The sequence below is a fragment of the Chitinibacter sp. FCG-7 genome, from assembly GCF_040047665.1.
In the GTDB taxonomy this organism is placed as follows: Bacteria; Pseudomonadota; Gammaproteobacteria; order Burkholderiales; family Chitinibacteraceae; genus Chitinibacter; species Chitinibacter mangrovi.
Genome location: NZ_CP157355.1, coordinates 1,659,137 through 1,672,540, shown reverse-complemented (window position 1 = coordinate 1,672,540; position 13,404 = coordinate 1,659,137). Strand labels below are relative to the sequence as shown.

Genomic DNA, 13,404 nt, shown 5'->3' with positions numbered 1-13,404 from the left:
AGGCATATTCAATCTTAATTTCAGAGCCATACCTGCAAGGGTATCAAGATGATCGAAACCGATTCGCTGTTTTCCGCCCCACCGCCTGATCGCCTGATCACCGCGCAAAAGCTCTCGAATAATGAAGAGCAGCTTGAGCGCGCGCTGCGGCCGAAATTGCTCGATGAATACGTCGGGCAAATGAAGGCGCGTGGTCAGCTGGAGATTTTTATCGAGGCGGCGAAAAAGCGTGGCGAGGCACTCGATCACGTGCTGCTATTCGGCCCGCCCGGCCTCGGTAAAACGACGCTGGCGCATATTATCGCGCGCGAATTGGGCGTGAATTTGCGCCAAACCTCGGGGCCGGTGCTCGAGCGCGCTGGCGACCTAGCGGCGCTGCTGACCAATCTTGAGCCGCATGATGTGCTATTTATCGACGAAATTCACCGCCTTTCACCGGTAGTTGAAGAGATTTTGTACCCTGCGCTCGAAGATTTTCAGCTCGACATTATGATCGGTGAAGGCCCGGCTGCTCGTTCGGTCAAACTCGATCTGCCGCCATTCACTTTGGTCGGTGCGACCACGCGCGCCGGGATGTTGACCAATCCATTGCGCGACCGTTTCGGCATCGTCGCGCGGCTGGAATTTTATACGCCGGAAGAACTCACGCGGATTGTGAGCCGCTCGGCCGGCTTGCTCAATGTCGAAATGGCCGACGACGGCGCATTTGAAATCGCGCGCCGCTCGCGCGGTACACCACGGATTGCCAACCGTCTGCTGCGCCGGGTGCGCGATTTTGCTGAGGTCAAACACGATGGCATCGTGACGCGCGAAGTCGCTGATGCGGCGCTGCAAATGCTCGACGTCGATCACGCTGGGCTGGATGTGATGGATAGAAAATTGCTACTGGCGATTCTGGAAAAATTCGGCGGTGGCCCGGTGGGGCTGGATAATGTCGGTGCGGCGATTGGCGAATCAACCGATACGATTGAGGAAGTGGTCGAGCCTTATTTGATCCAGCAAGGCCTGATGCAGCGCACACCGCGCGGCCGCATGGCCACCTTAGGCGCTTATGCGCATTTTGGGCTGAATGCGCCCAAGAGTGAGCTTTAAAATTGCGGAGCATCTCGTGATAGCGATGTGACGAGTGCTCGCTACTTTTAAATCGCACTCTAAAACCGATGAATGATTGGTAATTTCATACAAAATCAACGCTAAATGCCCCGACTGGGGCATTTTTTATGCACAATAGCTATCCGAATACTGAAAGCCACGCAGGCAGCGGGGCTTTTCATCAAAGCTGAACTTTTTTGGCTGAGTGTTTTCCTAATTCAAGCGATTATTTTTTGGAGTATTTCCCGTGGATGTCAGCGCTGGCGTACAAGATATGTCGATTATCAGCTTGGTATTGCAAGCTAGTTTTGTCGTACAGATGGTAATGGTGATTTTGATGGCGCTGTCGTTTATGTCGTGGTGGCATATTTTCAGCAAACATTTCACCTTGGCGAATGCGAAAAAACACAGCGAAGAATTTGAAGACCGCTTCTGGAGCGGCTCTGATCTGAATGGCCTCTACGAACACGTCAAACGCAGCCGCAGCGTTGGCATGGAAAAAATTTTTGAAGCCGGATTTGGCGAATTTCTCAAGTTGCGTCAGCGCGGCAATATGGAGTTGTCCGATGTCATGGAAGGCACTCGCCGCGCCATGCGTGCTTCGTGCCAGCGCGAGCTCGATTTCCTTGATAAACACAATGCCTTCTTGGCTTCAGTCGGCTCGGTCAGCCCTTACATCGGTCTATTCGGTACGGTGTGGGGCATTATGTACGCGTTCAAAGGCTTGGGTAATGTCGGCCAGGCCACGCTGGCCACGGTAGCGCCGCACATTGCCGAGGCGCTGGTCGCGACAGCAATTGGCCTGTTTGCCGCAATTCCTGCTGTGGTCGCCTACAACCGTTTTGCCTACGATGTAGACCGCCTGGCCAACCGCTTTGATACTTTCATCGAAGAGTTTTCCAACGTTTTGCAGCGCCAAGTGCGTTAAGGCGGCGGTATGCAAAATCGTCGCCCTCGTCGCGCCAAAAGCGAGATCAATGTCGTCCCGTATATCGATGTGATGTTGGTGCTGCTGGTGATCTTTATGGTGGCCGCCCCGATGATGCAGCCGTCGGTGATTAATCTGCCTAGCGTTGGCAAATCGAATATCGAAGTGGCGGCCAAACCGCTCACCGTTGAAATCTCCGCCGAAGGTGCGTTAGGTCTGGTCGATGCGCCTGGCAGCAAGGCTGAAACGCAAGCCAGCGTGCCTGAGCTGGTGGCGGCGATCAAAGCCAAAATGGGTACACAAACCGATCGCCCGGTGATTATCTCGGCCGACAAAAATGTGAAGTATGAAATTGTCGTGCAAACGATGGATCAGCTACAGCAGGCCAATATCGCCCGCGTCGGCTTGATGGTGCAGCCTAAATAGAAAGCCCTATGAATCACATCCATAACCCCGCTCACGAAGAAAAACGCGGCCTCGCCTTTGTGCTGGCCGTGTTGATGCATGTGGTTCTAGCTGCGGCTTTGCTATTGTCGGTGCAGTGGAAAACGCAAAAGCCCACGCCGGTGGTGGTCGAGCTTTGGGGCGGCCAGCCGCCTGCTGCGCCCGAGCCAGCCCAGCCCGAACCGCCGGTGAAAAAAACCGTCAAGGTCGAGCCGCCCAAGCCTGAAATCGTGCCAGAAAAAGTGGATATTGCTACCGAGAAGGTGAAAAGCACGCCAAAACCAACGGCCAAGCCGACCGCTACGCCTAAAGTAACGGCTGCGCCAACTCCTACGCCGAAAGCCACAGTGGCACCTAGAGCAACGAGCGCACCAGCGGCTAAACCTACCGCTGCACCGAAGGTGAAAGCGACTGCCGTGCCGAAGAAAAACAGCGAAATGCAGGATTTGCTGTCATTGGATAATACGATTTCAAGTAATTCCACTAGCAATACCAAGCCAGTCGCTGGTGGCAAACCGGGCGGTACAGGGACTAATCCGAACGCGGTGGGTAATAGCGGCGCGGGCAAAGGCTCTGGTGCCAATGCGGCGGGTCTGGAAGGCTATAAAGGGCGTCTCATCCAGCAAATCAAATCGCGTACGGTTTACAGCAAAGGCGGCAGCCCGACGGCAGAATTCCGCGTCATCGTTCTGCCCGATGGCTCTATTCTGGAAGACCAGTTGCAACAAATCAGTGCCACAGGTGATCCGGCGTATGCCGAGGCGACCAAGCGGGCAATCTTAAGCATGGGGCGTTTCCCGCCACTGCCCGATGGTCAGACTTTCAGTGGCTCATTGCGGACGTGGAATATCAAATTCCGTCTTGATTAGGAATCTATCAATGAAGATGCTCAAACAGTTTTTACGTGGTTTGGTCGCAGCAACGCTGTTGGCTGCAGGCGCTGCGCACGCCGATATGACCATTGAAGTGGTTGGCGTTGGTAGCCAGCAATACCCCATCGCCATCGTGCCATTCAAAAGCGAAATCGGTCTGGCACAGGCGATTACACCAGTGGTTGGCACTGATTTGGGCAATAGCGGTTTGTTCAAGGTAATTCCCGCTGGCGACGTGGCGCCCCAACCGTTTTCATCTGGCGAAATCAATTTCCCGGCACTGCAGGCCAAAGGCGCGCAAACCGCGCTGGTGGGTCAGGTGATTCCCGATGGCAATCAGGTGACGGTGCGCTTCTGGCTGGTTGATCTGGCCACCAAGCAGGAATTGATCGCCTTTGAAAAACGCGGCAATGCCAGCCAGACTCGCCGTTTGGCGCATCAAATCGCCGATATGATCTACGCCAAGCTCACCGGCAAAACCGGCGCATTTGCATCGCGCATTGCTTATGTGCTGAAAACACCGGGGCGTTATCAATTGCAGGTGGCTGATTCGGATGGCTATGGCGCGCAGACTGTTTTGGCTTCGCGCAAGCCGATTATGTCGCCGCGCTGGTCGCCCGATGGCGGCAAGCTGGCGTATGTGTCGTTTGAAAAAGAAAAACCGATTGTCTATGTGCACGAGCTGGCCACCGGCAAACGCATTGAAGCTGCCAATTTCAAAGGCAGCAATTCATCGCCGGCCTGGTCGCCCGACGGCAAAAAACTGGCCGTGGTCTTGAGCAAGGACTTGGGCAGCCAGATTTATGTGATCAATGCCGACGGCAGCAACCCGCGCCGCATTACGCAAAGCGGAGAAATCAATACGGAACCTTCCTTCCTTGCCGATGGTCGCAGCATTGTTTTCACGTCGGATCGTGGTGGCAGCCCGCAAATCTATCGCCAGTCGATCGAGGGCGGTGAGGCGGTGCGGATGACCAATTCGGGTGCTTACAACGCCAGTGCGAAAATCTCGCCCGATGGCCGTTCGATGACGTATGTAAGCCGCAGCAATGGCTACCGTGTGGCCATTATGGATCTGGCCAGCCGCCAGAGCATGGTGCTCACCGATACCAATGCCGACGATTCACCGTCATTTGCGCCCAATAGCCAGATGATCCTGTATGAAACCGATGTGGGTCGCCGTGGCACGCTGGCCATTGTCTCTGCCGATGGCCGGATCAAGCAGCGGTTGAAAGCGCAGGGCGGCGAAGTTCGCCAGCCAGCCTGGGGCCCGATGTTGCGCTGATTTAGTACAAACACATTTTGTTTAATCAACGGAGTAAACCGATGAAAAAGATTGCACTCAGTGTATTAATGACCGCCCTGCTCGCTGCATGTGCCAGCACGCCAGCGCCAGTCACGGATCCAAACGCCAACCAGACGACGGGCAACACCAGCAACACCGGCTCCGAGATCACCACGGTGGATGCCACTGGCACTACGGGCGTAAAACTTGATCCACGCCTGAGCGACCCGAGCAATATTCTGTCGCAACGCCGGGTGTATTTCGACTACGACTCATTCACCGTCAAGAGCGAATACGACGCCATGGTGCAAGCGCACGCCAAATTCCTAGTTGAGCGTCGCGATTACAAAATCATCCTGCAAGGCAATACCGATAATCGCGGTACGGCAGAGTACAATCTGGCGCTGGGTCAGAAACGTGCCGACGCAGTGGCTAAATTGCTGCTCGCTTTGGGCGTGAACGAAAACCAGATCGAAGCCGTGAGCTTTGGTGAAGAGCGCCCGCTGGAAAACGGCGATACCGATGAAGCGTGGGAACGTAATCGCCGCGCCGATATTGTGTATAACGGCGAACAGAGCAAATAAGCCGCTTGCCTGACACTTGCCGCGTGCCATACGCTTGCCCTGTGTGGGCAAGCTGGCACCTTCCCAACCCCGCATTGCGGGGTTTTTAATACCATAGAGATTTGAAATGATGAAAACACTAAAAGCAAGCCTGATCGCCATGGTATTGGCCGGGATGGCAACGCAAGCCCAGGCCGGCTTGTTTGATGACGATGTCGCCCGCAAACAAGTCGCCGATCTGGCTGCTAGCGTGCAAACGCTGCAACAGCAAAACACCCAGCGTCTGGAGCAACTGGAAGCGAGCAAATCGCGCATCCTCGATCTGGTGCGTCAGCTGGACGCGCAAAAAGAAGAAATCGCCAAATTGCGCGGTGCCAATGAAGTGCTGCAATTTAATCTGGACGAAGCCGTCAAACGCCAGAAAGACCTGTATATCGATCTGGACGCCCGTCTGCGCAATATCGAACAAGCCAAAGCCGAAGCTAAACAGGAAGCCAAGCTGAGCGAGCAGGACAGCTTTGACGCCGCCGTGGCGCTGGTGCAAAGCAAGAAATTCAAAGACGCCAGTGCAGCCTGGAGCCGTTTTGTCGCCGATTACCCCGGCAGCGAAAAAATGGCCGCAGCCCAATACTGGATGGGCATGAACTATGCATTTAGCAAAGACTACAAATCGGCCAATATCGCCTTTAAAAACGTCGTTGAAAACGCCCCCGATGACGAAAAAGCTCCCGACGCCCTGCTCGGCCTGGCATCCGTCGCCGCGACCACGGGTGATAAAAAAAGCTCGCGCAATTACCTGATCAATATTCTGGAGCGCTACCCGCAATCAGAAGCCGCCGCTAAAGCCAAAAAAGCGCTAGCAGCGCCTAATTGATCGACAAGCGCAATATTGCAATAGCTCGCTCTCTAGGTATGTGGCTATAGCCTTTCTCCAAATTGGCTTTCAAGGCAATACCCTTCGTTTTTTGATGTGTCTCAATAGTCTGGCCAGACTTGTAGTGTCGCAGACCGACCTTGGCGCTCTGCAGTCGGGTCTGTCCAGGCTTCAAACAGGTTGTCATTGCTGTTCACCCTTTGGAGTTGAAGATGCAAATTGATTTCAAAATGATCGTTGTTCCAGGCCAGCAGGCTTTGGCCAAGCTGGCCGAGCTCCAGCAAAACACAGGTGTCGTGCCCATTATTCTGGGTAATGCGGATGAGACCGACGCCTTGTTTGAAAATATTGAAACGTCCGAAGAGTCTCTAGACGAGCTGCTGGCGCGTACCGAGCTTGAAGACGCGCAGCGCTGGTTGGCGGCTCGTGCCGAGGAAGCGAAGGCATTTGCGCTCGAGTTTGGCGCAGATGACACTGATGAAGAAGACGAGGACGAAGAAGATTGGGGTGAGGGCGACTTCGGAGGCATGCCGGAAGACGGCTCGGATGCTCGCCTGAGCGCCCATTGCAATATCATGACCGGAAAGCCGTATGAGCAAGTGGCGCTAGCGCTGGTTCCTGCCGAGCTGGCCTGGCAAGTGCCTTGCCATCTGCGCATCGGCGGTTGGAATGAATGCCCGGATGCCCCGGTTCATGCCGCCTTATTTCGCTACTGGGGCGAGCGTTACGGTGCCGTGCCTGTCTGCTACACCGGTGATGTGATTGAAATGTCGGTTAGCCGCCCGCCACAAACGCTGGAAGACGCATTAGCGCTGGCGCAGGAACAATACTTATATTGCCCCGATATTGTTGATCAGGGCACTGAGACGGTAGAGGCGCTGGCTCGCAGCCTGTTGCACTCACCGGTGTGGTATTTCTGGTGGGATTGAATGGCGCATTGCTAGTACTTGGGTATTGCTCTGTGAGTTAAATCTGGATTGCCCTGCAGGGCAATACATAGGTAAGATTTGTTCTGCGACGTGCTATGGCTTCTTGGGGCGAGTTGAATCAGGTCTTATCAACTAGTCCAGGTATAGCCATGCCGCGTTTTATCGTTGGACTCACTGATTTATCCAGTGCTGATAGGGCGTCACCCTGTCCTGTATTGCTTGCCCCACCTTAGTTCCCCAGCTTGATTGCCCCGAAGCGATACGCCACAAACGCACCGATCCCGCAAAACGCCAGCGTGCTCGCCAGTGGCAGGCTGCTGCCGTCGTGCCAGATTCCCATCAGTACCCCTGCCACCGTGGCAATGCCAAATTGCATGGTGCCCATTAGCGCCGAGGCTAAGCCGGCCTGCGCGCCGTGATGCGCCAGTGCGCCTGCAGTCGAGTTGGGCGCGGCAAAGCCCAGCGCCATCAGATACAGATAAATGCAGCCCACCAGCAGCCAGAACGGCGGATGAGTCAGCAGGCTGGTGAGCAGCAAGACCCCGCTAGCCAGCGCCAGCATGGTCGTTGAGCGCTGCAGTATTTGATCAATCGAATGGTTTTTCAGCGCTCGCGCATTAAACTGGCTGGCGATGATGTAGCACGCCGCAATGCTACCAAAAGTCAGGCTGTATTGCGTCGGGCTCAGGCCATACACCTTCATCATCACAATCGGCGAGCCGGTGATGTAGGCAAATAGCCCAGCCACGGCCAGGCCGCCGGTGAGCGCATAGCCCATAAAGTGCCGGTTGCGCAGTAGCTCAACATAGGCTCGTAGGGTGTTGCCGAGGTGAAAGCGTTGGTCTTGCTTGGCCGGACGTGATTCGGGCAACAGGTAATGCATTGCGATCAGGCACAGCAGCGCAAAGATCGCCAGCAAGGCAAAAATCGCCCGCCAGCTGCTCACGCCAACCACCCAGCTGCCGAGGAGTGGCGCCAGAATCGGCGCGACGCCCATCACCAGTACCAGAGATGAATACACCTGCGCCGCCATGCGCGGCTCGCAACGGTCACGCACCACCGCGCGGGCAATCACCATCCCGGCGCAGCCGCCCAGTGCCTGGATAAAACGTAGAGCAATCAATGCTTCGATACTGTTGGCCAGCGCGCAGCCGATGGAGGCGAGCAAATACACGCCCAGCCCGATCAGCAGCGGCGGTTTGCGGCCAAAATGATCCGAGAGCGGGCCGTATAAAATCTGCCCCAGCGCCAAGCCGATAAAGTAGCTCGCTAGGGTCAGCTGCACCGTGCCATCGTCGGCGTGCAGGCCGCTGGCAATCGCGGGCAATCCCGGCAAATACATATCAATCGACAAAGGCCCCAGCGCCGTGAGCGCGGCGAGTAGCAAAATCCAGCCCGCAAAGCGGCTGGGTGGCGGGGCAGGTGAAGTAGAGGTGTTTTTCATGGGTATATGTTGTCATGTCTTTTTCTATATGGTTTAGGGAGATATACCCATATAGATCAAGGGAATTGACACTGTTGAAGTACAATGACCTATTAAATGCCGAATCTATCGGGTGAACAAGTGTAATAGTGCAACTCACTTGACCCTTGTGCTTTGTCGCTAGCTCTGTGCAAACCAAACGTCAACAGTGCCTAGATCCGCTGGGGTAATCCTGCCTGTCTCTCTCTGGCGCGTCGGTATAAAATGGCGGCACGGCCAATCAAAGCGCAACACACTCTGGCCGTTTTTATTCAAATCCCCCGAACTGTTCTTCGGAAAGGAAAGCTCTACATGCGCGAATCTTTGCGTATCACCGAAATATTCCACTCGCTGCAAGGCGAAACCAGCCGCATCGGCCTGCCCACCGTATTTGTGCGCCTCACCGGCTGCCCGATGCGTTGTACCTATTGCGATAGCGCGTATGCCTTCACCGGCGGCAAAACCATGAGTCTTGACGAGATCATGGCGCAAATTGAATCCTACGGCTGTAAAACCGTCTGTGTCACCGGCGGCGAGCCACTGGCGCAAAAGCCGGTGCATCTGCTGTTCAAACGTCTATGCGATGCTGGCTATAGCGTGAGCACCGAAACCGGTGGCGGCCAGCCAATTGATTGTGTCGACCCGCGTGTGTCGCGCATTCTGGATATTAAAACGCCAAAATCGGGCGAAATGCACAATATGCTGTGGGCCAACGTCGATGCGGTGACCGAGCACGACGAAATCAAATTTGTGCTGGTTGATCGCAGCGATTACGAATGGGCGAGGGATTATGTGCGCGAGCACCGCTTGCACGAGAAAGCACCAGTGATTTTCTCGCCGGTTTGGGAAAGCCTCAAGCCCGTCGATCTGGCCGACTGGGTGATCGCCGATAAGCTGCCGGTGCGCGTGCAAGTGCAGCTGCATAAATTACTCTGGGGTGAAAAGCCAGGGGTATAGCCTGCTGCTCTTTTCTAATCCTGTCTTTGATTGATATACCCCATGGGGATTTGCCATGAACAAAAAAGCGATTATTTTATTATCCGGTGGTCTGGACTCAGCAACATGCTTGGCGATGGCCAAAGCAGCGGGCTTTGATTGCTACGCGCTCTCATTTGATTACGGCCAGCGCCACAATGCCGAGCTGGACGCCGCCAAGCGCGTTGCTGCGAGCCTTGGTGCCGTTGAGCATCGCGTAATCAAGATTGATCTGGCGGCCTTTGGTGGCTCGGCTTTGACCGACGCCAATATCGCTGTGCCGGTTGATGGCGCAATGGAGAACGAAATCCCGGTGACCTACGTGCCAGCGCGCAATACCGTGCTGCTGTCGTACGCGCTAGCGTGGTCGGAGGTGCTGTGCGCCGACGATATTTACATTGGCGTGAATGCCGTCGATTACTCGGGTTACCCCGATTGCCGCCCCGAATATATTTCGGCATTTCAAGCGATGGCACGGTTGGCAACCAAAGTCGGCGTTGAAGGCTCGGCGCTGCATATCCACACCCCGCTGATCCGTTTGACCAAGGCACAAATCATCGCCGAAGGCTTAAAATTGGGCGTTGATTACAGCCTGACCACCACTTGCTATCAGGCCAATGATGCCGGTGAAGCGTGTGGTGTATGCGATGCTTGCCGTTTGCGCGCAGCCGGTTTTGCCGCCGCAGGCGTGACTGACCCGACGCGCTATCAGGCGAATCAATAAGTCTCGTCGAAAATAATTGCAAAAAGTGCTTGCCAAGCTGAAAAAGCACCTATAGAATGCGCAGCCTAAGTAGGGGAGTCGCCAAGTTGGTTAAGGCATCGGATTTTGATTCCGACATGCGAAGGTTCGAATCCTTCTTCCCCTGCCAAACAATCAAGCCGCTAACGATATCCGTATCGAGCGGCTTTTTTGTTGTCTATCGTTTGGGTATTGCTCGCTATATCAAACGCAGCGTGCCCTACAGAGCAATACCTGTTCAATATGCCGCTCAGCATTCAAACCGGGAGCAATCTTTGACTTACCGCGAATTGATCCAGAGTCAGCTTCAGCAAGGCCAGATCGAGCGTTTTGACGCTCAGGTGCTGCTCTTGCACGTGTTGAAGAAAAACCGCGCCTGGCTGATTGCGCACGATGATGAAGAGGCCAGCGCTGCCGAGATAGCCACCTTTCAGGCGCTGGCTGCGCGGCGGCGCGATGGCGAGCCGGTGGCCTATCTACTCGGTAGCCGCGAATTTTATGGCCGCGAATTTATCGTCAATCCATCGGTACTGATCCCACGCCCCGACACCGAATTGCTGGTCGAGCTGGCGCTGGCGCGCGCCCCCAACAATGGCAAGGTGCTTGACCTAGGTACAGGCTCGGGCTGCATCCCGATTACGCTCAAGCTGGAACGAGGCGATTTATCAGTCAGTGCGCTTGACCTATCGAGCGACGCCCTCGCCGTGGCGCAAGCCAATGCGCAAAGCCTGAGTGCTGACGTGCGCTGGCTTGAATCAAACTGGTTTGCCGCTGTCGCGGGCGAAATATTTGATCTGATCGTCTCCAACCCGCCGTATATCCACGCCGAGGACGATCATCTGCATCAAGGCGATTTGCGTTTCGAGCCCAGCGGCGCGCTCACTGACGGCCACGATGGGCTGGCTCATCTCCAAACCATTATCACCGCCGCACCTAGCCACTTGCAGCCGGGTGCCTGGCTGCTGCTTGAACACGGCTGGGATCAGGGCGCCGCTTGTCGCGAAATGCTGGCAGCAGCAGGCTTTAGCGAGGTGCAGACCTGGCAGGATTTGGGCGTCAATGATCGCGTCAGCGGTGGTCGGAAACCTTAGCGATTGCAAAGGCGCGATTGCGCTGGATCAATCGCGACGGCTTGCCCACCGGAAGCAACGGACTTACAATACCCGAGTAAATTATTCAAGCTTTGCGAGCATGTTGTTTTCATTCGCTCCGCTAGCCCAACCACGAAGAGCCAAAATCATGAGCACTCAAGACACCATCCGCCAGCAAGTTACTGAAAACCCAGTGATTTTGTATATGAAAGGCACTCCAACTTTCCCGCAATGCGGCTTTTCGGCCGGCGCGGTGCAAATCCTGAAAAACCTCGGCGTGAATTTCGCTGCGGTGAACGTATTGGCCGACCCGGAAATCCGCCAGGGCATCAAAGAATTCGCCAACTGGCCAACGATTCCACAGCTCTACATCAAGGGCGAATTTGTTGGCGGCAGCGACATTATGAAAGAGCTGTACGCTAGCGGTGAACTGGCTGAAATGGTTGCCGATCTGAAAGCCGAATAATTCGTTTTCATCGCCCCAATTAAAAAACGCCGCTAGGTTTGGACCAGCGGCGTTTTTTTCTGCAATTTTCTTGGCGCTGTTTGAAACCAGCATTCCTCACATCCTTGCAGCGCTGAAAAAACCTCAATAGACCCTAGGGTCATTTCACCGCTGCGTAGCAGCACAGTAGCAGCTAGAATAGCGCGGATATGACTATTGCACGGAATAAGCAAATGAGCACTGTACTGGATGTTGTTATCCTCGCGGCTGGTAAAGGCACGCGGATGTATTCAAGCCTGCCCAAGGTATTGCATCAGTTGGCAGGCAAGCCACTGGTACAGCATGTGATTGATACTGCGCGGGGTCTGAAACCGGCAAAGCTGGTGGTTGTGTATGGTTTTGGGGGTGAAAAACTGCAGCAGGCTCTGGCAGGGCAGCAGCTTGGTTTTGCCTTGCAGGCCGAACAGCTGGGGACTGGTCATGCGCTGGCGCAGGCTGTGCCGCAGCTTGAAGGCGACACCACACTGATGCTGTATGGCGATGTGCCCTTAACCCGCCAAGCGACTTTGGAGAAATTACTGACCGCCTGTGCCGGTGGGAAATTGGGGATTCTGACCGATATTCTGGACGATGCTACCGGCTATGGCCGGATTGTTCGCAATGCAGATGGTCAGGTGACCCATATTGTCGAACAGAAAGATTGCAGCGCCGAAGAAGCGGCAATCCGTGAAATGAATACCGGTATTCTGGTGTTGCCCACCGCCAGACTGAAAGGCTGGTTGTCCGAGTTGAAAAACGACAATGCGCAAGGCGAATACTACGCTACTGATCTGATTGCCCTAGCGGTGCGTGATGGCGTCGAGATTGCCACTGTGCATCCGCAAGACCACTGGGAGGCGGAGGGGATCAATAATAAATTGCAGTTGGCTGCTCTGGAGCGAATTCATCAGCAGGGGATTGCCAAGGCGCTACTGACCGCCGGAGTCGGTCTGGCCGACCCAGCGCGGATTGACGTTCGCGGCACGATTGAACATGGTCAGGATGTGACAATCGATGTGAATTGCGTGTTTGAAGGCCGGATTGTGCTCGGTCAGAATGTCAGCATAGGTGCGCATTGCTATCTGAAAAATGTGACGATTGCCGATGGGGCGGTGATTCATCCTTTTTGCCACCTGGAAGATGCTGTCGTAGGCGCAGGTAGCCTGATAGGCCCGTACGCTCGCCTGCGTCCGGGTGCCGAGCTGGCTGCTGACGTTCATATTGGCAATTTTGTTGAGGTTAAAAAATCAATCATTGGCCAAGGTAGCAAGGTAAACCATCTAACGTATATTGGCGATACAACAATAGGTACGGGTGTCAATGTAGGTGCAGGCACAATTACGGCCAACTATGATGGCGTGAATAAATTCCGCACCATTATTGAAGACAATGTGCGCATCGGCTCGAATAATGTACTGGTTGCTCCGGTGACGATAGGTGCGGGTGCTACTACCGGGGCAGGTTCGGTCATTAGCAAGAATGCGCCAGCTGGTGAGCTGACGGTAGCCAGAGCCAAGCAAATCACCATTACCGGGTGGCAACGGCCAACTAAAAAGTAAAGTAATTGGTGCTGGTGTGCTACTTGGCAAGAGAGGCTGGCCTATCGCGCAATCGCTGGCTATTTCCTGTTAGGCTCCGCTCGTCAAGCAGCCTCTCAATCCCT

14 protein-coding genes and 1 tRNA gene are annotated in these 13,404 nt (G+C 54.9%); 14 read left to right on the top strand and 1 reads right to left on the bottom strand.

Annotation, left to right across the window (positions count from 1 at the left end; translation table 11 throughout):
- Window positions 1-48 precede the first annotated feature (48 nt).
- From ruvB to ABHF33_RS07905, 8 genes are all read left to right on the top strand, one after another.
- A complete protein-coding gene (gene ruvB, locus ABHF33_RS07940) occupies window positions 49-1,092 on the top strand; it encodes a Holliday junction branch migration DNA helicase RuvB (RefSeq protein ID WP_348946458.1) in 1,044 nt (347 codons plus the stop codon).
- Window positions 1,093-1,339: 247 nt separating this feature from the next.
- Entirely contained in the window at window positions 1,340-2,020 is a 681-nt protein-coding gene (tolQ, locus tag ABHF33_RS07935; RefSeq protein WP_348946457.1) for a protein TolQ, read from the top strand.
- A gap of 9 nt (window positions 2,021-2,029) precedes the next feature.
- Complete coding sequence (gene tolR, locus ABHF33_RS07930) at window positions 2,030-2,446, top strand: protein TolR (RefSeq protein WP_348946456.1); 417 nt, start codon at window positions 2,030-2,032, stop codon at window positions 2,444-2,446.
- Between the two features lie 8 nt (window positions 2,447-2,454).
- Window positions 2,455-3,333 (top strand): TonB C-terminal domain-containing protein, encoded by an 879-nt coding sequence (locus tag ABHF33_RS07925; RefSeq protein ID WP_348946455.1) that lies wholly within the window; start codon window positions 2,455-2,457, stop codon window positions 3,331-3,333.
- Window positions 3,334-3,343: 10 nt separating this feature from the next.
- Window positions 3,344-4,621 (top strand): Tol-Pal system beta propeller repeat protein TolB, encoded by a 1,278-nt coding sequence (gene tolB / locus ABHF33_RS07920; protein ID WP_348946454.1) that lies wholly within the window; start codon window positions 3,344-3,346, stop codon window positions 4,619-4,621.
- Between the two features lie 41 nt (window positions 4,622-4,662).
- Window positions 4,663-5,205 (top strand): peptidoglycan-associated lipoprotein Pal, encoded by a 543-nt coding sequence (gene pal, locus ABHF33_RS07915; protein WP_348946453.1) that lies wholly within the window; start codon window positions 4,663-4,665, stop codon window positions 5,203-5,205.
- A gap of 106 nt (window positions 5,206-5,311) precedes the next feature.
- Window positions 5,312-6,058: a tol-pal system protein YbgF gene (gene ybgF / locus ABHF33_RS07910; protein ID WP_348946452.1), complete on the top strand. Its 747-nt coding sequence runs from the start codon at window positions 5,312-5,314 to the stop codon at window positions 6,056-6,058.
- Between the two features lie 212 nt (window positions 6,059-6,270).
- The gene (locus ABHF33_RS07905; RefSeq protein WP_348946451.1) at window positions 6,271-6,987 is read left to right on the top strand and encodes a DUF4253 domain-containing protein; all 717 of its coding nucleotides are present in this window, start codon (window positions 6,271-6,273) and stop codon (window positions 6,985-6,987) included.
- A gap of 229 nt (window positions 6,988-7,216) precedes the next feature.
- On the opposite strand, the gene ABHF33_RS07900 is transcribed toward ABHF33_RS07905, so the two are convergent.
- Window positions 7,217-8,431, bottom strand: coding sequence for a Bcr/CflA family multidrug efflux MFS transporter (locus tag ABHF33_RS07900; RefSeq protein ID WP_348946450.1), 1,215 nt, complete (start codon window positions 8,429-8,431; stop codon window positions 7,217-7,219).
- Between the two features lie 330 nt (window positions 8,432-8,761).
- Between ABHF33_RS07900 and queE the strand changes: the two genes are divergently transcribed.
- The 6 genes from queE to glmU all read left to right on the top strand — a co-directional run bounded on the left by queE (window position 8,762) and on the right by glmU (window position 13,300).
- Window positions 8,762-9,406: a 7-carboxy-7-deazaguanine synthase QueE gene (gene queE / locus ABHF33_RS07895; protein WP_348946449.1), complete on the top strand. Its 645-nt coding sequence runs from the start codon at window positions 8,762-8,764 to the stop codon at window positions 9,404-9,406.
- Window positions 9,407-9,461: 55 nt separating this feature from the next.
- On the top strand, window positions 9,462-10,148 hold the full coding sequence (gene queC / locus ABHF33_RS07890; protein ID WP_348946448.1) for a 7-cyano-7-deazaguanine synthase QueC: 687 nt from the start codon (window positions 9,462-9,464) through the stop codon (window positions 10,146-10,148).
- 71 nt (window positions 10,149-10,219) lie between these two features.
- Window positions 10,220-10,296: transfer RNA gene (locus ABHF33_RS07885), tRNA-Gln, on the top strand.
- Window positions 10,297-10,441: 145 nt separating this feature from the next.
- Window positions 10,442-11,257: a peptide chain release factor N(5)-glutamine methyltransferase gene (prmC, locus tag ABHF33_RS07880; RefSeq protein WP_348946447.1), complete on the top strand. Its 816-nt coding sequence runs from the start codon at window positions 10,442-10,444 to the stop codon at window positions 11,255-11,257.
- Between the two features lie 148 nt (window positions 11,258-11,405).
- On the top strand, window positions 11,406-11,723 hold the full coding sequence (gene grxD / locus ABHF33_RS07875) for a Grx4 family monothiol glutaredoxin (protein ID WP_157314946.1): 318 nt from the start codon (window positions 11,406-11,408) through the stop codon (window positions 11,721-11,723).
- 212 nt (window positions 11,724-11,935) lie between these two features.
- Complete coding sequence (glmU, locus tag ABHF33_RS07870; protein ID WP_348946445.1) at window positions 11,936-13,300, top strand: bifunctional UDP-N-acetylglucosamine diphosphorylase/glucosamine-1-phosphate N-acetyltransferase GlmU; 1,365 nt, start codon at window positions 11,936-11,938, stop codon at window positions 13,298-13,300.
- Window positions 13,301-13,404: the final 104 nt, after the last annotated feature.